This window comes from Stenotrophomonas sp. AG209, from assembly GCF_003550055.1.
Taxonomy (GTDB): Bacteria; Pseudomonadota; Gammaproteobacteria; order Xanthomonadales; family Xanthomonadaceae; genus Stenotrophomonas.
In genome coordinates this window covers 550420-570958 of the sequence record NZ_QXDB01000002.1, presented here as the reverse complement: position 1 = coordinate 570958, position 20539 = coordinate 550420, and the positions used below count along the sequence as shown (strand labels likewise).

Annotated in this window: 19 protein-coding genes, 7 tRNA genes and 1 other RNA gene; 22 read left to right on the top strand and 5 right to left on the bottom strand. The window is 65.8% G+C overall.

Features of this window, described 5'->3' with window-relative positions:
* Positions 1-719 precede the first annotated feature (719 nt).
* From DFO63_RS14295 to DFO63_RS14235, 13 genes are all read left to right on the top strand, one after another.
* Entirely contained in the window at positions 720-1088 is a 369-nt protein-coding gene (locus tag DFO63_RS14295) for a hypothetical protein (protein ID WP_119007235.1), read from the top strand.
* Between the two features lie 139 nt (positions 1089-1227).
* Positions 1228-1312 (top strand) — tRNA-Leu (locus DFO63_RS14290).
* Positions 1313-1501: 189 nt separating this feature from the next.
* Positions 1502-2797 (top strand): trigger factor, encoded by a 1296-nt coding sequence (gene tig, locus DFO63_RS14285; RefSeq protein WP_014036145.1) that lies wholly within the window; start codon positions 1502-1504, stop codon positions 2795-2797.
* A gap of 76 nt (positions 2798-2873) precedes the next feature.
* Entirely contained in the window at positions 2874-3500 is a 627-nt protein-coding gene (gene clpP, locus DFO63_RS14280) for an ATP-dependent Clp endopeptidase proteolytic subunit ClpP (protein WP_004146318.1), read from the top strand.
* Between the two features lie 126 nt (positions 3501-3626).
* On the top strand, positions 3627-4916 hold the full coding sequence (clpX, locus tag DFO63_RS14275; protein WP_004154600.1) for an ATP-dependent Clp protease ATP-binding subunit ClpX: 1290 nt from the start codon (positions 3627-3629) through the stop codon (positions 4914-4916).
* A 142-nt stretch (positions 4917-5058) separates the two neighbouring features.
* Positions 5059-7509 (top strand): endopeptidase La, encoded by a 2451-nt coding sequence (gene lon, locus DFO63_RS14270; RefSeq protein WP_101765000.1) that lies wholly within the window; start codon positions 5059-5061, stop codon positions 7507-7509.
* Between the two features lie 219 nt (positions 7510-7728).
* Positions 7729-8001 (top strand): HU family DNA-binding protein, encoded by a 273-nt coding sequence (locus tag DFO63_RS14265; RefSeq protein ID WP_004146343.1) that lies wholly within the window; start codon positions 7729-7731, stop codon positions 7999-8001.
* An 11-nt stretch (positions 8002-8012) separates the two neighbouring features.
* A tRNA-Val gene (locus tag DFO63_RS14260) sits at positions 8013-8087 on the top strand.
* Positions 8088-8113: 26 nt separating this feature from the next.
* Positions 8114-8190, top strand: a tRNA-Asp gene (locus tag DFO63_RS14255).
* A gap of 83 nt (positions 8191-8273) precedes the next feature.
* Positions 8274-8350 (top strand) — tRNA-Asp (locus DFO63_RS14250).
* Between the two features lie 87 nt (positions 8351-8437).
* Positions 8438-8514, top strand: a tRNA-Asp gene (locus tag DFO63_RS14245).
* A gap of 106 nt (positions 8515-8620) precedes the next feature.
* Positions 8621-8697 (top strand) — tRNA-Asp (locus DFO63_RS14240).
* 183 nt (positions 8698-8880) lie between these two features.
* Positions 8881-10836 (top strand): peptidyl-prolyl cis-trans isomerase, encoded by a 1956-nt coding sequence (locus DFO63_RS14235; RefSeq protein ID WP_049446681.1) that lies wholly within the window; start codon positions 8881-8883, stop codon positions 10834-10836.
* A gap of 226 nt (positions 10837-11062) precedes the next feature.
* Here DFO63_RS14235 and DFO63_RS14230 read toward each other — a convergent pair whose 3' ends face one another.
* Complete coding sequence (locus DFO63_RS14230; RefSeq protein ID WP_101765001.1) at positions 11063-12265, bottom strand: lytic transglycosylase domain-containing protein; 1203 nt, start codon at positions 12263-12265, stop codon at positions 11063-11065.
* Positions 12262-13026 carry a hydroxyacylglutathione hydrolase gene (gene gloB / locus DFO63_RS14225; RefSeq protein ID WP_049446674.1) on the bottom strand — a complete coding sequence of 255 codons (765 nt, stop codon included), beginning with the start codon at positions 13024-13026 and terminating at the stop codon, positions 12262-12264. The genes DFO63_RS14230 and gloB overlap by 4 nt, the downstream gene beginning before the upstream one ends.
* 11 nt (positions 13027-13037) lie before the next feature.
* On the opposite strand from gloB, the gene DFO63_RS14220 reads away from it, so the two are divergent.
* The 3 genes from DFO63_RS14220 to dnaQ are packed head-to-tail and all read left to right on the top strand — an operon-like array spanning position 13038 to position 14883.
* Complete coding sequence (locus DFO63_RS14220) at positions 13038-13682, top strand: methyltransferase domain-containing protein (RefSeq protein ID WP_049446672.1); 645 nt, start codon at positions 13038-13040, stop codon at positions 13680-13682.
* Between the two features lie 12 nt (positions 13683-13694).
* The gene (gene rnhA / locus DFO63_RS14215) at positions 13695-14147 is read left to right on the top strand and encodes a ribonuclease HI (protein ID WP_014036151.1); all 453 of its coding nucleotides are present in this window, start codon (positions 13695-13697) and stop codon (positions 14145-14147) included.
* Positions 14148-14151: 4 nt separating this feature from the next.
* Complete coding sequence (dnaQ, locus tag DFO63_RS14210) at positions 14152-14883, top strand: DNA polymerase III subunit epsilon (protein ID WP_049446670.1); 732 nt, start codon at positions 14152-14154, stop codon at positions 14881-14883.
* A 110-nt stretch (positions 14884-14993) separates the two neighbouring features.
* Here the strand turns inward: dnaQ and DFO63_RS14205 are convergent, their stop codons facing one another.
* On the bottom strand, positions 14994-15698 hold the full coding sequence (locus DFO63_RS14205) for a PP2C family serine/threonine-protein phosphatase (RefSeq protein ID WP_049446668.1): 705 nt from the start codon (positions 15696-15698) through the stop codon (positions 14994-14996).
* A 165-nt stretch (positions 15699-15863) separates the two neighbouring features.
* Here DFO63_RS14205 and DFO63_RS14200 point away from each other — a divergent pair.
* Positions 15864-15954 (top strand) — tRNA-Ser (locus DFO63_RS14200).
* A gap of 277 nt (positions 15955-16231) precedes the next feature.
* A complete protein-coding gene (locus DFO63_RS14195) occupies positions 16232-16636 on the top strand; it encodes a DUF6165 family protein (protein ID WP_049446667.1) in 405 nt (134 codons plus the stop codon).
* Between the two features lie 54 nt (positions 16637-16690).
* Here the strand turns inward: DFO63_RS14195 and DFO63_RS14190 are convergent, their stop codons facing one another.
* Positions 16691-17737: a glycosyltransferase family 9 protein gene (locus DFO63_RS14190; RefSeq protein WP_049446665.1), complete on the bottom strand. Its 1047-nt coding sequence runs from the start codon at positions 17735-17737 to the stop codon at positions 16691-16693.
* Positions 17738-17757: 20 nt separating this feature from the next.
* Between DFO63_RS14190 and DFO63_RS14185 the strand changes: the two genes are divergently transcribed.
* The 3 genes from DFO63_RS14185 to DFO63_RS14175 are packed head-to-tail and all read left to right on the top strand — an operon-like array spanning position 17758 to position 19660.
* Positions 17758-18507, top strand: a complete 750-nt coding sequence (locus DFO63_RS14185; RefSeq protein WP_049446664.1) for a 3-deoxy-D-manno-octulosonic acid kinase — start codon at positions 17758-17760, stop codon at positions 18505-18507.
* Positions 18507-19274, top strand: coding sequence for an MBL fold metallo-hydrolase (locus DFO63_RS14180; protein ID WP_049446661.1), 768 nt, complete (start codon positions 18507-18509; stop codon positions 19272-19274). Before DFO63_RS14185 ends, DFO63_RS14180 begins: the two co-directional genes overlap by 1 nt.
* Entirely contained in the window at positions 19271-19660 is a 390-nt protein-coding gene (locus DFO63_RS14175) for a DUF4440 domain-containing protein (RefSeq protein WP_049446659.1), read from the top strand. Before DFO63_RS14180 ends, DFO63_RS14175 begins: the two co-directional genes overlap by 4 nt.
* Before the next feature lie 87 nt (positions 19661-19747).
* Here DFO63_RS14175 and ffs read toward each other — a convergent pair.
* Positions 19748-19844, bottom strand: an RNA gene (gene ffs / locus DFO63_RS14170) — signal recognition particle sRNA small type.
* 300 nt (positions 19845-20144) lie between these two features.
* Between ffs and sugE the strand changes: the two genes are divergently transcribed.
* On the top strand, positions 20145-20462 hold the full coding sequence (gene sugE, locus DFO63_RS14165) for a quaternary ammonium compound efflux SMR transporter SugE (protein ID WP_010483859.1): 318 nt from the start codon (positions 20145-20147) through the stop codon (positions 20460-20462).
* Positions 20463-20539: the final 77 nt, after the last annotated feature.

Below are 20539 nucleotides of genomic sequence, written 5' to 3'. Positions count from 1 at the left end.
GTCCCCTTGAGTCAAGGGGGCGCGGCGAAGCCGCGGGGATGTGGGGGCTGATGAAGTGGGGCCCGCGCTTTGCCGCGCAAAGCGTGGGGCTGCGGCGCGAATGCGCGGCAGCTTCCCACTTGGTTCGCCAAGTGGCTTTTTTCTTGTCTGCGCGCCGGGTTGAGCGTGCGGATGTCAGTGCGCTGGCTGGTGTGGAGCCCCCTTGAGTCAAGGGGGCGCGGCGAAGCCGCGGGGATGTGGGGGCTGATGAAGTGGGGCCCGCGCTTTGCCGCGCAAAGCGTGGGGCTGCGGCGCGAATGCGCGGCAGCTTCCCACTTGGTTCGCCAAGTGGCTTTTTTCTTGTCTGCGCGCCGGGTTGAGCGTGCGGATGTCAGTGCGCTGGCTGGTGTGGAGCCCCCTTGAGTCAAGGGGGCGCGGCGAAGCCGAGGGGATGTGGGGGCTGATGAAGTGGGGCCCGCGCTTTGCCGCGCAAAGCGCGGGGCTGCGGCGCGAATGCGCGGCAGCTTCCCACTTGGTTCGCCAAGTGGCTTTTTTCTTGTCTGCGCGCCGGGTTGAGCGTCATCCACGCATGGCGTGGATCTACTGAAGCGGTGCTGAAATCAGGGGCATACGCGTCATCAGTGTTTTCAATGCTGTGCGCTGCTTCTCACCGCATCGCGTCCTGCATCGCACCCAATGGATCTTCCGCGCCGATGGCGCATGCACGAAGGAAGATGTTGATGGCTGAGATCACTCGATTGCACCGCACGCTGTGGGTTCCCTTCGCGTTGATGGCACTGGCGGCCTGCACGCCGGGCAATGATCCCGCGCAGACCGTCGAGCGCGATGCGAGCGCGGAGAGCATTCCGGCGCGCCCGGTCGGTGACGCCATGCAGATGCAGCCGGCCCAGCCTGCGGAAGGGGAGGTCCTGCCCGACGCGGTGGACATGCAGCGCAATGCGGACGGTTCGGTGGATGTGCGCAAGGCTGCGCCGGAGTCGGTGGCCCTGCGTCGTACCGACGATGGGGGCGTGGAGGTCCGGAAGGTGGATGCGGCCGTCGACTCAGGCGCAGGCGTGGCACCGGCCCGCGCCGTCCCGCAGCAGTAAGCCGCAACCGCCCCGGCGGGCCGCGCGCCCGCCGGGGTGGCTGCGACGCAGTGATGGCGCGGAGCGCAGTGGATTCAGCTTTGTGCAGGCCTTCCGATTCCAGTCGCCGCCTGCGACAATGAACTCCTGTGCCGGCCACGCGAAAGTGGCGGAATTGGTAGACGCCCTGGATTTAGGTTCCAGTGCCGCAAGGCGTGGGGGTTCGAGTCCCCCCTTTCGCACCAGTGCCGGCCTGTCCCCGCCCTGATCGGGCCATCGGCGCCCCCTTGACCGGCACGCGCTGGCAGTGCAGGCCGAATTGGGCGAAACTAAAGGGCTGCGGCAAGCAGGCGCGTCCCAGACGTCGTGTCCTTACAACCGTTTCATCCCAATCATCGAGCCGGGGGCCTGGGCCACCGGTGGCAGGAGTTAACATGCAAGCTTCGATCGAATCCACCGGCAACCTGGAACGCCGCCTGAGCTTCTCGCTGCCGGAAGAGCGTCTGCAGAGCCACATCGTCGGCCGCCTGGGCGAAATCGCCCGCACCACCCGCATCAAGGGTTTCCGTCCGGGCAAGGTGCCGGCCAAGGTGATCGAGCAGCGCTTCGGCGCGCAGGTCCGTGGCGAGGCGCTGGACGGCCTGCTGCGCGAGACCTTCGATGCCGCCGTGCGCGAGCACGACCTGCGCATCGTCGGCAGCCCGCGCATCGACAAGGGCGACGAGGGTGAGTTCTCCTTCGTGGCCACCGTGGAAGTGGTGCCGGACTTCGGCGACATCGACGTCAGCAAGCTGACCGTCGTGCGCCACAGCGCCGAGATCACCGACGCCGACATCGACCAGATGATCGAGAACCTGCAGAACCAGCGTCGTACCTGGGCCCCGGTCAGCCGTGGCGCGCAGGACGGTGACCTGGTCGCGGTGGAAACCTGGTCGCAGGCCGGCGAAGAGCGCCTGCCGGCCGAAGGCACCGAGAAGGGTTCGATCGTGCTCGGCCAGGGCATGATGTTCGACACCATTGAAAAGGGCCTGGTCGGCCTGGCCAAGGGCGAAGAAAAGACCCTGGACGTCGAGTTCCCGGCTGACTGGCGCGTGCCGGTGCTGGCCGGCAAGACCGTGCAGGTCACCGTCAAGGTCGCCGAAGTGTCCGAGCCGGTCGTGCCGGCGGTCGACGAAGCCTTCATCAAGAGCTTCGGCGTGAAGGGCGGCGACGTCGAGCAGTTCCGCAGCGACATCCGCGCCAACCTGGAGCGCGAGCTGAAGGGCGCGCTGATGAACCGCCTGCGCCGTGAAGTGGGCGAGCAGCTGATCGCCGCCTACGCCTCGGTGGAAATGCCGCCGCGCCTGGTCGAGAACGAAGCCCGCGCCATGCTGGCCCAGCAGGTCGAGCAGATCCGCCGCAATGGCCAGAACGTCGGCGAAATCCCGGCAGATGCCCATGAAGGTTTCAAGGACGCCGCCGCCAAGCGCGTACTGGTCGGCCTGCTGGTCGGTGAAGTGGCCCGCATCAACGACCTGCGCCTGGAAGCCAAGCGCCTGAACGAAACGATGCGTCTGATCGCTTCGACCTACGAAGAGCCGGAACAGGTCATTGAGATGTACCGCAACGACCCCCAGCTGATGTCTGGCCTGCAGAACCGCGTGATGGAAGAGCAGGTGATCGACTGGATCGCCGAGCGTGCCCAGCACACCGAAGAGAAGCTGTCGTTCCAGGACGCGATCCGCCAGTAATCCCGGGCGGATCACCGGATGCCCCGCGCCTTTGCCGGCGCGGGGTTGTTGCCCCCCAAGATAGGTACCTCACGTAATGGACAACCGAACCAAAGCCCTGAACCTGGTTCCGATGGTGGTCGAGCAGACCAGCCGCGGCGAGCGTGCCTACGACATCTATTCGCGCCTGTTGAAGGAGCGCCTGATCTTCCTCGTGGGCCCGATCGACGATCACATGGCCAATGTGGTGGTGGCGCAGTTGCTGTTCCTGGAATCGGAAAACCCGGAAAAGGACATCAACATCTACATCAACTCGCCGGGTGGCGTGGTCACCGCCGGCATGGCGATCTACGACACCATGCAGTACATCAAGCCGAATGTGAGCACCACCTGCATCGGCCAGGCCGCCTCGATGGGCGCCCTGCTGCTGGCCGCGGGCGAAGCCGGCAAGCGCTATGCGCTGCCGAATTCGCGCGTGATGATCCATCAGCCGCTGGGTGGCTACCAGGGCCAGGCCACCGACATCGACATCCACGCGCGCGAGATCCTGACCCTGCGTTCGCGCCTGAACGAGGTGCTGGCCAAGCACACCGGCCAGTCGCTGGAGACGATCGCCCGCGACACCGAGCGCGACAACTTCAAGAGCGCCTTCGAGGCGCAGGCCTACGGTCTGGTCGACCAGGTCCTGGAGCGTCGTCCGGATGAGTCGATCCAGGCCGGTTGACCGGCCTTCACGGGGCCATGGAGGCCCCGTTCCTGCAGGGTCGGGCGGGACTGGCGTCCCCTCGGCCCTGTGCTATTCTCGAATCGAACCCCCGTTCAGCGGGTGGGGTAACTGGGTAAGCGAAGCATGAGCGAAGACCGCCAAGGTCGTTCCACGGACACCGGCAAGATCCTCTACTGCTCTTTCTGCGGCAAGAGCCAGCATGAAGTGCGCAAGCTGATTGCGGGTCCGAGCGTATTCATCTGCGATGAGTGCGTGGAGCTGTGCAACGACATCATCCGTGAGGAACTCGAGGAAAAGGCGCAGTCGGCGCGCAGTTCGCTGCCCAAGCCGCGCGAGATCCTCGAGGTCCTCGACCAGTACGTGATCGGCCAGAACCGCGCCAAGCGCACCTTGGCCGTGGCCGTGTACAACCACTACAAGCGCATCGAGAGCCGGCAGAAGAACGACGACGTCGAACTGGCGAAGTCGAACATCCTGCTGGTCGGCCCGACCGGTTCGGGCAAGACGCTGCTGGCCGAGACCCTGGCCCGCCTGCTCAACGTGCCGTTCACCATGGCCGACGCCACCACGCTGACCGAAGCCGGTTACGTGGGCGAGGACGTGGAGAACATCATCCAGAAGCTGCTGCAGAAGTGCGACTACGACGTCGAGAAGGCGCAGCAGGGCATCGTCTACATCGATGAAATCGACAAGATCTCGCGCAAGAGCGAGAACCCGTCGATCACCCGCGATGTGTCCGGCGAAGGCGTGCAGCAGGCCCTGCTGAAGCTGATCGAAGGCACCGTGGCCAGCGTTCCGCCGCAGGGCGGCCGCAAGCACCCGCAGCAGGAATTCCTGCAGGTGGACACCAAGAACATCCTGTTCATCTGCGGCGGCGCGTTCGCCGGGCTGGACAAGGTGATCCAGGCCCGTTCCACCGACGTCGGCAGCATCGGCTTCGGCGCCAAGGTGAAGAGCAGCGAGCGCAAGCAGGAAGTGGGCAAGGTGCTGGCTGAAGTCGAGCCGGAAGACCTGATCAAGTTCGGCCTGATTCCCGAGTTCGTCGGCCGCCTGCCGGTGGTGGCGACCCTGGAGGAGCTGGACGAGCCGGCCCTGATCAAGATCCTGACCGAGCCGAAGAACGCCATCACCAAGCAGTTCAAGAAGCTGTTCGAGATGGAGAACGTCGAGCTGGAGTTCCGTCCGGACGCGTTGTCGGCCATCGCCAGGAAGGCGCTCAAGCGCAAGACCGGTGCCCGTGGCCTGCGCACCATCGTCGAATCGGTCCTGCTGGACACCATGTACGACCTGCCGTCGCAGGAAAACGTCAGCAAGGTGGTGGTGGACGAGTCGGTGATCGAGCACAAGTCCGAGCCGTACCTGATCTACCAGACCCCGGCGGCCCCTGAACAGAAGGCCGCAGGCGCCGAGTGATCCTTCCAGGTTGTTGATTGGAAAGGATTTTCAAGGAATGCCTTGCATCTGAAAGCCGATGGCCCCATAACGGGGCCATCGGCTTTTTTTGTCTCCGGAAGATGCCCTCCCGGAGGCGGTTTTCCCCTTCCCTGGAGCCCCCATGGCCCGTTCCCCAAGTGAAACCCTCGACCTGCCGGTCCTGCCGCTGCGCGACGTAGTGGTGTTCCCGCACATGGTCATCCCGCTGTTCGTCGGCCGTGACAAGTCCATGCACGCGCTCGAACAGGCAATGGAAGCGGACAAGCGCATCCTGCTGCTGGCGCAGAAGTCGGCCGAGACCGACGACCCGCATGCGGCCGACCTCTACCAGGTCGGTACGCTGGCGCAGGTGCTGCAGCTGCTGAAGCTGCCCGACGGCACCATCAAGGTGCTGGTCGAAGGCCTGTCGCGCGTGCAGGTCACCCACGTCGACGAGCGCAACGGCTCGCTGCACGGCCAGGCCGTGGAGATCGACGCCAGCGATGAGCGCGGAGCGCGCGAGGTCGAGGCGATCGCCCGCTCGCTGATGTCGCTGTTCGAGCAGTACGTGAAGACCAACCGCAAGTTGCCGCCGGAACTGCTGCAGACGCTGTCGGGCATCGATGAGCCGGCGCGCCTGGCCGACACCATCGCCGCGCACATCAGCGTGCGCCTGGCCGACAAGCAGCGCCTGCTGGAAACGCTGGCCGTGAGCGATCGCCTGGAGATGCTGGTCGGCCTGGTCGATGGCGAGATCGACGTGCAGCAGATGGAGAAGCGCATCCGCGGCCGCGTGAAGTCGCAGATGGAGAAGAGCCAGCGCGAGTACTACCTCAACGAACAGATGAAGGCCATCCAGAAGGAACTGGGTGACCTGGATGACGCGCCGGGTGAACTGGAAGAACTGGCCCGCAAGATCGCCGAAGCCGGCATGCCGAAGGCCGTTGAAGCCAAGGCGCGCAACGAACTGAACAAGCTCAAGCAGATGTCGCCGATGTCGGCTGAAGCGGCCGTCGTGCGCAACTACCTGGAGTGGTTGCTGGGGGTGCCGTGGAAGAAGCGCAGCAAGGTGCGCAAGGACCTGAAGGCCGCGCAGGACACCCTCGATGCCGATCACTACGGCCTGGAGAAGGTCAAGGAACGCATCCTTGAATACCTGGCGGTGCAGTCGCGCGTGAAGCAGATGAAGGGTCCGATCCTGTGCCTGGTCGGTCCGCCGGGCGTGGGCAAGACTTCGCTCGGCCAGTCCATCGCCAAGGCCACCAACCGCAAGTTCGTGCGCATGTCGCTGGGCGGCGTACGCGACGAGGCCGAGATCCGTGGCCACCGTCGTACCTACGTCGGTTCGATGCCGGGCCGCATCGTGCAGAACCTCAACAAGGTCGGCAGCAAGAACCCGCTGTTCGTGCTCGATGAGATCGACAAGATGTCGATGGACTTCCGTGGCGATCCGTCTTCGGCGCTGCTGGAAGTGCTCGATCCGGAGCAGAACAACGCGTTCAACGACCACTACCTGGAAGTGGACCTGGACCTGTCCGAAGTGATGTTCGTGGCCACCTCGAACTCGCTCAACATTCCGGGCCCGCTGCTGGACCGCATGGAAGTGATCCGCATCCCCGGCTACACCGAGGACGAGAAGCTCAACATCGCCACCCGCTACCTGGTGCCGAAGCAGATCAAGGCCAACGGCCTGCAGCCGGAAGAGCTGGAGATCGGCAGTGATGCGATCCAGGACATCGTGCGCTACTACACGCGCGAATCGGGCGTGCGCAACCTGGAACGCGAGATCGCCAAGATCTGCCGCAAGGTGGTGAAGGAGATCGCGCTGGCCGGGCCGCAGCCGGTGAAGGCGAAGAAGGGCGCGAAGAAGTCCAAGGCGCTGGTGAGCGTGTCCAGCAAGAACCTGGACAAGTACCTGGGCGTGCGTCGTTTCGACTTCGGCCGTGCCGAGGAAGAGAACGAGATCGGCCTGGTCACCGGCCTGGCCTGGACCGAAGTCGGTGGCGATCTGCTGCAGATCGAATCGACGCTGGTGCCGGGCAAGGGCCAGCTGATCCTGACCGGCCAGCTCGGCAACGTGATGAAGGAATCGGCGTCGGCGGCGCTGTCGGTGGTGCGTTCGCGCGCGGTCGGCTTCGGCATCGACAGCGACTTCCTGCAGAAGCACGACGTGCACCTGCACGTGCCCGATGGCGCCACGCCGAAGGACGGCCCGAGTGCCGGTGCGGCGATGGTCACCTCGCTGGTGTCGATGCTGACCAAGGTGCCGGTGCGCGCCGATGTGGCGATGACCGGCGAGATCACCCTGCGTGGTCGCGTCACCGCCATCGGTGGCCTGAAGGAGAAGCTGCTGGCTGCACTGCGTGGCGGCATCCGCACGGTCATCATCCCGGAAGAGAACCGCAAGGACCTGGCCGACATCCCGGCCAACGTCACCCGCGATCTGGAGATCGTGCCGGTGAAGTACATCGAAGAAGTCCTGGACCTGGCGCTGGAGCGTCCGTTGGCACCGAAGAAGGCGCGCAAGAGTGCGCAACGTGTCACGGTGCGCAGCAAGGCCAAACCGAGTGGAAACGCGCGCGTCAAGCATTGACGCGCGCTGTCCAATGGCCCGAAACCCGCGTCGTTGCTGGCTTTCCAGCTTGCGTGGGGGTAGGGCCGCTGGTATAAAAGCAGCACTCGCGAATGAGTGATCGCAGTCTGGCGATCGCTGAATTCGGCGAACCGTTTCCACATGGCGGCCGCATGCAGAGCGCGTGCGGTTGCTTCCCTGTCGAATAAGCGGAACCCACCGCCAAAGGAGTTGTAGAGAATGAACAAGACCGAATTGATCGATGCCGTTGCTGAAGCTGCAGACCTGACCAAGGCCGAGTCCAGCCGCGCTGTCGATGCCGTCGTTGCTGCCGTCACCAAGGCGCTGAAGGACGGCGATGCGGTCACCCTGGTTGGCTTCGGTACCTTCCAGGTCCGCGACCGTGCTGCCCGCACCGGCCGCAACCCGAAGACCGGCGACACCATCAAGATCGCTGCTTCGAAGAATCCGTCGTTCAAGGCTGGTAAGGCCCTGAAGGATGCTGTAAACTAAGCGGCTCGCTGGGGTGCTTAGCTCAGCGGTAGAGCGTCTCCTTTACACGGAGAGGGTCGGGGGTTCGAAACCCTCAGCACCCACCACAGCACCGCGGTAAAAGTTTGAGTGTGGAGCGGTAGTTCAGCTGGTTAGAATGCTGGCCTGTCACGCCGGAGGTCGCGGGTTCGAGTCCCGTCCGCTCCGCCATTCAACGAGGCCTCCGGCCAAAAGCTGGAGGCTTTGTTTTCTCCCCGGTCCAGGCCGGCTGAAAGCAAAAAAAGCAACAACGCGGAGCGGTAGTTCAGCTGGTTAGAATGCTGGCCTGTCACGCCGGAGGTCGCGGGTTCGAGTCCCGTCCGCTCCGCCATTACATCGAGGCCCCCGGCCTAAAGCTGGGGGCCTTGTCTTCTCACCGACAGGTTCGGGAGGAAGACGAAAAGGTTTTTGCAAGAACGGAGCGGTAGTTCAGCTGGTTAGAATGCTGGCCTGTCACGCCGGAGGTCGCGGGTTCGAGTCCCGTCCGCTCCGCCATTGCAGAATTCTTAAGTCCCTGTGAAAAAACTTTGAAAAAAGTGTTCATCGGGCTGGGTTTCCAGAGAGTCTTCGGATATACTGGGCACCTGCAAAGTTCAAGCGCGGAGCGGTAGTTCAGCTGGTTAGAATGCTGGCCTGTCACGCCGGAGGTCGCGGGTTCGAGTCCCGTCCGCTCCGCCAACTTCAAAAGCCCTCGGCGCAAGCCGGGGGCTTTTTCTTTGTGGCGCGCCGAACGTTGCCGATGCCGCGGGTGGCGCATCGCCGGCGGAGATGGGCGCAGGCCACGCCGGTGCTGCTTTTGGTCCCTGCGGCGAAGCGGGTTACACTGCCGGGCTCGCCAATCAGGCCTTGTGATTCCTCACCATGCTGCAGAAACTCCGCGACAAGACCTCAGGCTGGATCGTCACCGTGATCCTGGGGCTGCTGATGATTCCGTTCCTGTTCGTGATCGACAACAGCTACCTCGGTGGCGTTGGCGCACAGAACGTGGCCAAGGTTTCCGCGCCGCCGACCTGGTGGCGTTCGGCGCCGTCGTGGTGGCCGGTGCGCATGCTGTGGCAGCATCACGAGATCAGCTCGCAGGATTTCCGCACGCGTTTCGAGCAGGAGCGCATGCGTGAGCGCCAGCAGCAGGGCGACAACTTCGACCCGCGCGCGTTCGAGAGCACCGAGAACAAGATGGCCGTGCTCGACCAGCTGATCGACGAGCAGGTCGTGCGCCTGGTCGGTGAGCAGGCCGGCGTGGTGATCGGCGACGGTGCGGTGCGCGAGTACATCGCGACCATGCCGGCGTTCCTCGATTCGAACGGCAAGTTCAACGAGAACAACTATCGCCTGGCGCTGGCCGGCAGCAACCCGCCGCGTACGCCGACCCAGTTCCAGGAACTGGTGCGTGAGAGCCTGCAGCAGTCGGTGATCCCGTCGGGCCTGCAGAGCTCCGGCTTCGTCACCCAGGCCGAGACCGAGCGCCTGTTGAAGCTGCTGGGTGAAACCCGCGACGTCGAGCTGGCCGCGTTGCCGCCCGTGCCGGCCGATACCGCGCCGGTCACCGATGAGCAGATCAAGAAGTGGTACGACAGCCACGGCAAGGATTTCCGCCAGGCCGAGAGCGTGTCGCTGGAGTACGTCGAGATCAACGGCGCGAACCTGCCGGCACCGACCGCGGCCGATGAAGCGACCCTGCGCAAGCGCTATGAAGACGAGAAGGCGAAGTTCACCTCGCCGGAGCAGCGCCAGGCCTCACACATCCTGATCACCGGTGATGGCGCCGAAGCCAAGGCGAACAAGATTGCTGCCGAAGCCAAGGCCGCCGGTGCCGATTTCGGAGCGCTGGCCAAGGCCAATTCGGAAGATCCGGGCTCCAAGGACCAGGGCGGTGACCTGGGCTGGGTCGAGCGCGGTGCGATGGTGAAGCCGTTCGAGGACGCACTGTTTGCGGCCAAGGCCGGTGACGTGATCGGCCCGGTGAAAACCGAGTTCGGCTACCACATCATCAAGGTGGCCGCTGTGCGCGGTGGCCAGGGCAAGTCGTTCGAGGAAGTGCGTGACACGCTGGCCGCCGAGCAGCTGAAGGCGGACGGTGAGCGTGGCTTCAACGAGCTGGCCGGTCACCTGGTCGATGCCATCAACAAGAGCCCGAGCGACCTGGCCGCTGCGGCCAAGGAAGTGAACCTGCCGCTGCAGACGCTGGGCCCGATCACCCGCGCGACCGCCAGTGGCATTGCCGCTGACCCGGCGGTGCTGCGTGCAGCGTTCTCCGACGTGCTGGTGCAGGACGGTACCGCCAGCGACCCGATCGCCCTGGGTGGCGCGACCAACCACAGCGTGGTCATCCGCGTGGCTGCGCACACTCCGGAACAGGCGCTGCCGCTGGACAAGGCCCGTGAGCAGGTGATCGCCGCGATCCGTGCTGACCGCCAGCGCCAGGCCAGCGACAAGGCCGCCGATGCCATTCTGGCCAAGCTGAAGGCGGGCGCCACCCTGCAGTCGCTGGCTGCCAGCGAGAAGCTGCAGCTGAGCCCGATGCCGGGCCTGCCGCGCAGCCAGCCGGTGCCGACCCCGGAAATCAACCGCGCGATCTTCAGTGCGCCAGTGCCGGCCGAAGGCAAGCCGAGCTATGGCAAGGTCGACGTCAATGGCCACGCGCTGCTGTTCGCGGTGAACAAGGTCAATCCGGGCGACATCAAGGAAGTGACTGCAGAGCAGCAGAAGCAGCTGAAGGAACAGCTGAGCCAGATCGACGGCATGGCCGCGGCCAAGGCCTACATCGAGGCGATGCGCAAGAAGTTCGTGGTCCAGACCACCGAAGCGAACCTGTAAGCCTCGCCGGCAGCAGGTACGAAAAGGCCCGGCAATGCCGGGCCTTTTTTGTGCCTTCGCCTTGCTTGTGGCGCGCTTGAGCTTTGGTAGTGGTCGAGCTTGCTCGACCGCCTTTTGTAGCGTCGAGCCATGCTCGACTGCGTCTGCTGGGCGCAGGCATGAAAAAGCCGAGCATGGGCTCGGCTCTACAGGAAACAGGGCAGGGCGCGGTGGTGCCGCGCCTGACTCAGTCTTCGACGCGCAGCACGGCGCCCGGCTTCAGCACGCTGCTGCCGCTCAGGCCGTTCAGCGACAGCAGGGCCTTGACCGGCATGCCGTAGCGGCGGGCAATGGTCCAGGCCGACTCGCCATCACGCACGGTGTGGCGGCGGCTGCGCGGACGATCAGCAATCGCGGCGACGGTCTTGGCGACCTGCGGCGTTGGCGTGGCGGCGGCAGCCGGTGCGGCGCTGGCGACCAGCGCAGTGGCTGCTTCCGCGACAGTCGCATTGGCGGCCGAGACCGGTGCCAGCACGCGGGTGGTGCCCGACGAGGCGCGACCCCCCCCAGCCAGGGCAGGGTTCAGGCGGGCGATCCTGGCCGGGTCCAGGGCGCGCTGTGCGGCCCACTGCTGGACGCTGGTGCCAGCCGGCAGGGTGTGGTCCTTCAGCACCGGCACGGTGCGGTCCAGCGAGGCCATCACGCCCGGCTGGTCTTCCACGTCTTCCAGCACGCAGGCCAGGGCATGCAGCTTCTCGACGTAGGCGTAGGTGACCGGCGACAGGCCGGGCAGCGCCGACGGCTTGGCGTTCTGCGCATTCATGCCGGCCTTGCGCAGCGACTGCAGCACGCGGTACTCACCAGCGTTGTAGGCCATGGTGGCCAGGCGCCAGTCGCCGCCGAACATCCCGTGCAGGGTCTTCAGGTAGCGCACTGCAGCCTGGGTCGAATCGACCGCCGACAGGCGGCCGTCGTAGCCGTTGGCCATGGGCACGCGGTGGTTGCGCGCGGTGGTGGCGATGAACTGCCACAGGCCGGTCGGGCCGCTGCCGTTGCGGGCGTTGGGCCGATAGCCGCTTTCCACGAACGGAATCAGTGCGAATTCGGTAGGCAGGTTGGCCTTGCGCAGCTCTTCGACCACGTAGCCGAACAGCACCAGCGCATCGTCATCCTGGTTGGCCAGGCGCGACGGGGCGTGGGCGAACTGCTTCTGCCAGCGCGGGCTGGTGGCGTCGGCGTTGCAGGTAGGCTCGGCCAGGCCGTCGCGGAAGCTGGAGAAGATCTCCTGGCCATTGCGGACCGACGCGGCCGGCAACGCGGCCGGATCCAGCGGCAGGGCCGCGGCGGCGGTCAGGTTCTGGCTGATGCCGGCGCCCAGCGACTGGGCACCGGCGGTTCCGGCCAGCCCCAGGACCAGGCCCAGGGCCAGCGGCAGACTTCGGCGCATCATGCGCGGAAGCCGTCTTTCCAGTGCCGGAGGCCGGCCATGACGTCGACGTCGTCAACGACGTCGCGGCCCAGGTGCGCCGACACTGCCGCGCGGATCGGCGCAGTGTGCACACGCAGGAACGGATTGCAGTCGAATTCGTTGGCCAGGGTTACCGGCAGGGTGGAACGGTCATCGCGGCGCATGGCCAAAGCCTCCTCTTGGCGCTGCCACAAGGCAGCGTTGGCGGGGTCGACATGCCGCGCGAAGACGGCATTTGACACGGTGTACTCATGGGCGCAACAAAGCAGCAGTTGCGCGGGCAAGGTACCCAGCTTGCGCATCGATGCCAGAAGCTGGGACGGCGTACCTTCGAACAGGCGTCCACAGCCCAGGCTGAACAACGAATCTCCGCTGAAAAGATGTTCAGCAGTGTGAAACGCGATGTGGCTGCGGGTATGCCCGGGCACGGATAGTACGTGGAACGTCCGGCCCAGTGCCTGAACGCGTTCACCTTCGCCGACCCGCTCGGTTGCCGTGGGGATGCGCTCTTCGACCGGCGCGATGACCCGTACACCGGGAAAACGTGCCTGCAGCGCGGGCACGCCACCGATGTGGTCATCGTGGTGGTGGGTGAGCAGGATCGTGTCCACGCGCAGGCCCTGATCGGCCAGCGCAAGCACCGGCGCGGCATCGCCGGGATCGACGACCACGGCGGCGCCAGCGTCGTCGATCAACGTCCAGATGTAGTTGTCCGCAAATGCGGGCAGGGCAGTCAGTCGCATAGAATTGGACCATGCCCGCGCTGCAGAGCACCCGTCAAGCGAGCCAGACCCCGTGGTTCGACAGTGAACCGGCGGAGTCCTTGCGCGTGCTGGAGCGGCAGTTGCTGCTGCCGCAGCTGTCGGTGCTGCCGACGCAGCCCTGGCTGTGGATCGCGCCGAGTGCTGCCTGGCTGGACGATGCGCAGCTGGGCGGGCGTGGCCTTCGCCTGTTCCGGCAGGGGCAGGGCTATGCCGGTGACACCCGCTGTGCGCTGCCGCTGCCGCTGGCGAACGAGAGCGTCAACGCGGTCGTGCTGCAGCATGTCACCACGGGTGATGCCGACCAGCTGCTGGACGAGTGCGAACGCGTACTGATGCCGGGTGGCCACCTGTGGCTGAGCAGCCTCAACCCGTTCAGCCCTTACCGCACGCACTGGCGCCAGCACGGACTGGTGGTGCGCACGCCACAGCGGATCCGCCTGCTGCTCGGCCGCCACGGGCTGGAGTGCGACGATATGCGTTACCTCGGCCCGCTCTGGCGCGGCGCCGGCAGCCGCCGCCCGGGCGGTTGGGCGCCGCTGCGTGCGGCCTGCCTGTTCCATGCTGAAAAGCGCACGCTGGCCCTGCCCGGGCCGAAACCGTTGCCGGTGCGTTGGCACGGCACCGTTGCTACCTGATCTGGAGTTGTATTGAAAACCATCGAAATCCACACCGACGGTTCCTGCCTTGGCAATCCCGGCCCCGGCGGCTGGGCTGCGCTGCTGCGCTACAAGGGCCACGAACGTGAACTGAGCGGCGGCGAAGCGCACACCACCAACAACCGGATGGAGCTGATGGCGGCCATTTCCGGGCTGGAGACGCTCACCGAGCCGTGCAACATCGTGCTCTATACCGATTCGCAGTATGTGCGGCAGGGCCTGACGCAGTGGATGCCCGGCTGGATCCGCAAGAACTGGAAGACCGCCGGCGGCGACCCGGTGAAGAACCGCGAACTGTGGGAGCGCCTGCATGCCGCGACGCTGCGGCACCAGATCGACTGGCGCTGGGTGAAGGGCCACTCCGGTGACCCGGACAACGAGCGGGTGGATACCCTGGCGCGCAACGCAGCCATCCAGATCCGCGACTCGAGCCCGGTAAACTGAGCCCATGCGTCAGATCATCCTCGATACCGAAACCACCGGCCTGGAATGGAAGAAGGGCAACCGCATCGTTGAAATCGGCTGCGTGGAGCTGTTCAAGCGCCGCCCGACCGGCAACAACTACCACCAGTACATCAAGCCGGACTGCGAGTTCGAACAGGGCGCGCAGGAAGTCACCGGCCTGACCCTGGAGTTCCTGGCTGACAAGCCGGACTTCGCGCAGATCGCCGATGAGTTCCTGGCGTTCATCGATGGCGCCGAGCTGATCATCCACAACGCGGCATTCGACCTCGGCTTCCTCGACAACGAGCTGTCGCTGCTGGGCCCGCAGTACGGGAAGATCACTGACCGCTGCACGGTGATCGATACCCTGGTGATGGCGCGCGAGCGCTTCCCGGGCCAGCGCAATTCGCTGGATGCGCTGTGCAAGCGGCTGGGTGTGGACAACTCGCACCGTGCACTGCATGGCGGCCTGCTTGATGCGCAGATCCTGGGCGACGTCTATATCGCGCTGACCTCGGGCCAGGAGGAAATCGGCTTCGGTCTGGGCGATGACGATGGCGGTGGCGCCGGTGCGGCGCTGCAGGCCTTCGATACCAGCAAGCTGCTGCCGCGCCCGCGCGTGGTGGCGACGCCGTCGGAGCTGGAAGCGCATACCGCGCGGCTGGAGCGGCTGCGCAAGAAGGCCGGCCACGCATTGTGGGATGGCCCGAAGGCGGAAGAAGCCGCCAGCGCGTAATACACCGGGGTAGTGCCGGCCGCTGGCCGGCATCTGCGTGATACGCGGGTTCCCGGTGAGCCGGCCAGCGGCCGGCACTGCCGCATCCACGCATGGCGTGGATCTACGGGTTAATGGCAGCGCACCAGGATCACGCTGATGTTGTCGCGGCCACCGCCGTCGAGCGCGGCGGCGACAAGGGTGTCCACGCATTCCTGCGCGCTTGCATCCTCGAACGCCAGGGTGCGGGCGATGCCGCGGTCGTCCACTTCCTCGGTCAGGCCGTCACTGCACAGCAGCAGCTGCATGCCGGGGCGCAGTTCACCGCTGGTGGTGGCCACGTTCAGGTGTGCCGGATCGGTCACGCCCAGCGCCTGGGTGACCACGTTGCGATGCGGATGCGCGCGTGCCTGCTCGGCAGTCAGGTTGCCCTGCGCGACCAGCTCCTGCACCACGCTGTGGTCCTGGCTGAGCTGGGCCAGCTGGCCGTCACGCCACAGATAGGCACGGCTGTCGCCGACCCATGCCACTTCATAGCGATTGCCCTGCACGCGTGCGGCGACCACGGTGGTGCCCATCGGCAGGGTGTCGTTGCGCCGCCGCGAGGCGCGGATGATCTCTTCGTCGGCGGTACGGATGGCGTGGGCCAGCGGCGCGCCACGGCGGATCTCGCGCACGATGGTTTCGCGGGCCAGCGCGCTGGCCACCTCGCCGCAGGCGTGGCCGCCCATGCCATCGGCCACCAGCCACAGGGCCAGCTCGCTGTCACCGTAATAGGTGTCTTCGTTGAGCTCGCGGCGCAGGCCGGGGTGGGTGAGGTGTCCGAATTCGATCATGGTGTGCGGGGGCGGGGTATTGCTGGGGAGACAGGCATCATCGGGGGGCTGCAGGCATCCGGCAAGGCATGCACTCAGGAAATTTTCACTTCGTTGACCGGAATGACTTGTCGTCGGCCTCACTTCCTCGTATGATGCGCGTCCCCGGTCCGCCGGGGACCACCCGGAGAGGTGGCAGAGTGGTTGAATGTACCTGACTCGAAATCAGGCAGGCGTTTATAGCGCCTCGGGGGTTCGAATCCCCCCCTCTCCGCCAGATAAAGAAAAAGGGCTGCCGAAAGGCAGCCCTTTTTCTTTATCTGGCGCGGGACGCGCCGCGCTTTGCGCGTCGCCCCACACGTTGCTGCGCAACGCGTGGGCCCCTCCCTTTGCCGGCCTCTCCCCGCCCCTGTCGGGGCAGGTGCATCAGTAGATCCACGCCATGCGTGGATGCTGTTCCTGCCGAGCTGAACCATCCACGCATGGCGTGGATCTACCCATTCCATCGCGAGCTGCGGGTTAAACTGCCTGCATCACCTGCTGGAGCTTTCCCCATGACCGCTGAAATCCTCGTCCCCGTTTCTTTCGGCGAGCTGCTGGACAAGATCTCGATCCTGCAGATCAAGTCCGAGCGCATCAGCGACGAGGGCAAGTTGGCCAACGTGCGCAGGGAGCTGTCGGCGCTGGAGCAGACCTGGATGGCGCACCCGGCGGCGGTGAAGGACATCGCCAAGCTGCGTGCCGAGCTGAAGGCGGTCAACGAGCAGCTGTGGGATATCGAGGACGACATCCGACTGAAGGAGAAGGCGCAGGCGTTCGACCAGGGCTTCATCGACCTGGCGCGCAGCGTCTACCTGCGCAATGACGAACGCGCGCGCATCAAGAAGGCGATCAACCTGGCGCTGGGTTCGGCGTACGTGGAAGAGAAGTCGTATCAGGATTACGCGCAGCGCGCGTAATCCCGGGGATGCCGATGCAGTAGATCCACGCCATGCGTGGATGGAGCCCGCTGCTCACCCCAGATGGTCGGCGACGTAGCGTTCGAAGGCAGCGATACCGTCTTCAACGGTGATCAGTTCCATCACATCGTCGAACTCGATCTTGGTGCCCCACTTCAGATCGGTGGCCTGCTTGGCGAGGTACTTGCGTGCAGCATCGTCGTAGCGGTCCACGCAGTAGCGACGGTCCGAGTAGGGACCGCTGCGGTTCGGATTGCTGGCCGCATGCAGGCCCAGCACCTTGGCGCCCATCGCGTTGGCGATGTGCATCGGGCCCGAGTCCGGTGTCATCACCAGGTTGGCGCGGGCCAGCAGGGCAGGCAGCTGCTTGAGCGTGTCCTTGCCGACCAGGTCCAGTGCCGGTGTGTGCAGCTGTGCCTGGATGGCGTCGGCCATGCTGCGTTCCAGTTCGCTGCGGCCACCGCACAGCACCACCTGCCAGCCGCGCGTGACCGCGTGGTTGGCCACTGCGGCGTAGCGGTCGGCATACCAGTTACGGCGCACGTGGCTGGAGCAGGGCGAGATCATCAGCACCGGGCGACCATCGTCCTGCCACTGCGCGGCGGCCCACTCATATGCGGACTGCGGCACGGCCAGGTCCCAGCTGACCTCGGCCTGGCGCAGGCCCAGCGGTTCGCAGAAGCTGCCGATGGCATCGAGCACGTGGATGCCGGGACGGTCGGGAATGCGTTCGTTGATGAAAAGCCCATGCAGGTCCTTCGAGCGGCTGCGGTCGTAGCCGATGCGGCGCTCGGCCGGAATGAAGGCCGACAGCAGGTTGGCGCGGAACGCGACCTGCATCTGCAGCAGCGCTTCGAAGCGCCCCGGCGGCAGCTGCCTGCGCAGTTCCTTGACCCCGGCCATGCCGCTCTTCTTGTCGTAGGCATGGAAGGTGACGCCGGGCAGGCCGTCGAGCAGCTTGTGGCCGACCTTGTCGATGATCCAGTGGATCGGCGTGTCCGGGCGCGCGGCCTGCAGGGTACGCACCAGGGGCACCACGTGGGTGACATCGCCAAGTGCGGACAGGCGCAGGAGGCACAAGGAGGAGGACGCTGATGCCATGTGTTGTTAGACTCAATGAAATGGTCGCATTCGACGCCAATGAAGCGCTGACGCCATGCCGCGAGGGTCGCGGCATCGGGGCCATTCTGTTCGACCGCGAGCGGCTGCGGCAAGCCGAGATCGGCCTGTTCTCGCCCCAGCACTGGGGCAGCAGGGCCCGGCCGGTGGGCGAGGGCGGCCGTGGCAGTGCCTGGTTCGTCGATGCGCCGTTCGGTGCCAGCGTGCTGCGCCACTACCTGCGCGGCGGCATGGCGGCCCGTATCAGCCATGACCAGTACCTCTGGCGCGGTGCGGACCGGACCCGCAGCTTCGCCGAATTCCGGCTGATGCGCGCGCTGCGCGAGAAGAAGCTGCCGGTGCCCCGACCATTGGCGGCCTTCTACATGCGCGAGGGCCTGCGCTACCGGGCGGCGATCCTGATGGAGCGGATCGAGGGCGTGCGCTCGCTGGCCGACCGCGCACTGGTGGCCGGCCGGGGTGCTCCCTGGGAGGAGACCGGGCGCCTGATCGCCCGCTTCCACCGTGCCGGGCTGGACCATGCCGACCTCAACGCGCACAACATCCTGTTCGATGGCAGCGGCCATGGCTGGCTGATCGATTTCGATCGCGGCGTGATCCGCATCCCGGCCACCGCCTGGCGCGAGCGCAACCTCAAGCGCCTGCTGCGCTCGCTGATCAAGCTGCGCGGCGAGCGCAGCGTGGAAGACGTGCAGAAGGACTACGCGCGGCTGCGCCGCGCCTATGACATGGCCTGGAACCGGGGCACCTGATGGACTGGTCGTTGCGTTTCCTCGGCGTCGGCAATGCGTCGGCGGTCGAGCTGGGGTCGCCGATGTCGGTGATCGAGCGGGAGGGGCGCCCGTGGCTGACCATCGATTGTGGTGGTGAAGGCCTGACCGCGTTCAAGGCGCACTACGGGCACATGCCGCAGGCGCTGTTCGTCACCCATGTGCACCTGGACCACGTGGCCGGCTTCGAGCGCCTGTTCGTGGATACCTTCTTCAATGCGCACCGGCGCGGCAAGGTGCGCCTGTACGTGCCTGCCACGGTGGTGCCGCTGCTGCACAAGCGCATCGGGGATTACCCGAACGTGCTGGCCGAGGGCGGTGCGAACTTCTGGGATGCCTTCCAGTTGATCGTGGTCGGTGAGGCGTTCTGGCACGAGGGCGTGCGCCTGGAAGTGTTTCCGGTGCGCCATCACTGGCCGGAGACGGCCTATGGCCTGCGCCTGCAGGGCGCGTTGACCTGGAGCGGCGATACCCGGCCGATTCCGGAGATGCTGGCCCGCTTCGCCAACGACAACGAACTGATCGCCCACGACTGCGGCCTGCACGGCAATCCGTCGCATACCGGCGTGGACGACCTGGAGCGTGAGTACAGCGCCGAACTGCAGGCGCGAATGATGCTGTACCACTACGCCAGCGCGGCCGATGGCCTGGCATTGGCCGCGCGTGGGCACCGCGTGGCGCAGCCGGGGCAGTGCGTGCCGCTGGCGAGCCCGACCGCGCCGCACGTGCTGGCCCAGGATCCGCCGTGAGTGGTACCGGCCAGCCCGCAGACGCGGCGCTGGCTGCCGAACTGGAGGCGCTGGAGCGTGCACTGCATGCGCCAACCGTGCGGGCCGGCCGCGAGCAACTGGCGGCATTGCTGGATGAGGAATTCAGCGAGATCGGCAGCTCCGGCCGGTGCTATGACCGCGCGGCCGCGCTGGAGGAGATTCCGCTGGAGCGTGCGCAGGTGCAGATCGAATCGGAGCAGTACGCGATCTGGCTGCTGTCGCAGGACCTGGCCCAGGTGCGCTATCGCAGTCGCTATCACCTCGATGGCCAGGCGCAACGCTGGGTGCTGCGCAGTTCGCTGTGGCGCCGGCACGGGGAGGGATGGCGCATGGTGTTCCACCAGGGCACGCCAGAGGCAGGGTAGCGGCGGGTGTTGCCTGGTACGAACGGCTTAAGGGTCAGAGCCCTTTGCCGGGCAAAGGGATCTGACCCCAGTGCAGAAAAGGCGGTGGCCCCGCCGGCTGACCTCGGCGCCCGCGTCGATCGATACCGTTGCTGCCTTCCGGCCCTGGCGGGGTTTTCGACCTAGCGTCGCGAGGGGCCGACGGGGCCACCATAGAGACGTCGGCCGCCCATTGGGCGGCCAGTTCACGGATCAGGGGAAGCAGCGCGCGTCGCGCCGGAGACCACAGCCGGACTGCACATCGGCTGGCCGATGGCAGACGCGCATTCTAGCGCAGGCAGGCCCATCGACGCCAGCTTCGCGCACTGAATCGGCTGTAACCCGTTGCCGGCGGCGGCGGCCGGGGGCTGCCCCCGTTGCTAGAATGCCGGCCAGGAGGAACGACCTCCCCCACATCGGGAATCAAAGACCAGGACGGCCTGGCCCTACCAAGAGGAGGGCCGTCATGGCCTGGATCTATCTGTTGTTCGCCGGCCTGCTGGAAATCGTCTGGGCCGTGTCCATGAAGCAGTCCGAAGGCTTCACCAAGCTCACTCCCACCGTGGTCACCATCATCGGCATGATCGCCAGCTTCTGGTTGCTGGCGGTGGCCATGCGCAGTCTGCCGCTGGGCACCGCCTATACGATCTGGACCGGCATCGGCGCGGTCGGGGCGTTCGTGGTTGGCATCGTGTTTCTCGGCGAGCAGGTCAGCCCGATGCGGATCGGTGCAGCGGTATTGATCGTTTCCGGCCTGGTGCTGATGAAACTCTCGAGCAGCTGAATCCATTTACTTATGGCGGGGAAGGGAATCTCCGCTTGCTGCAGGTATATGCATTTTCGGCAAAACCATTTTGTCCG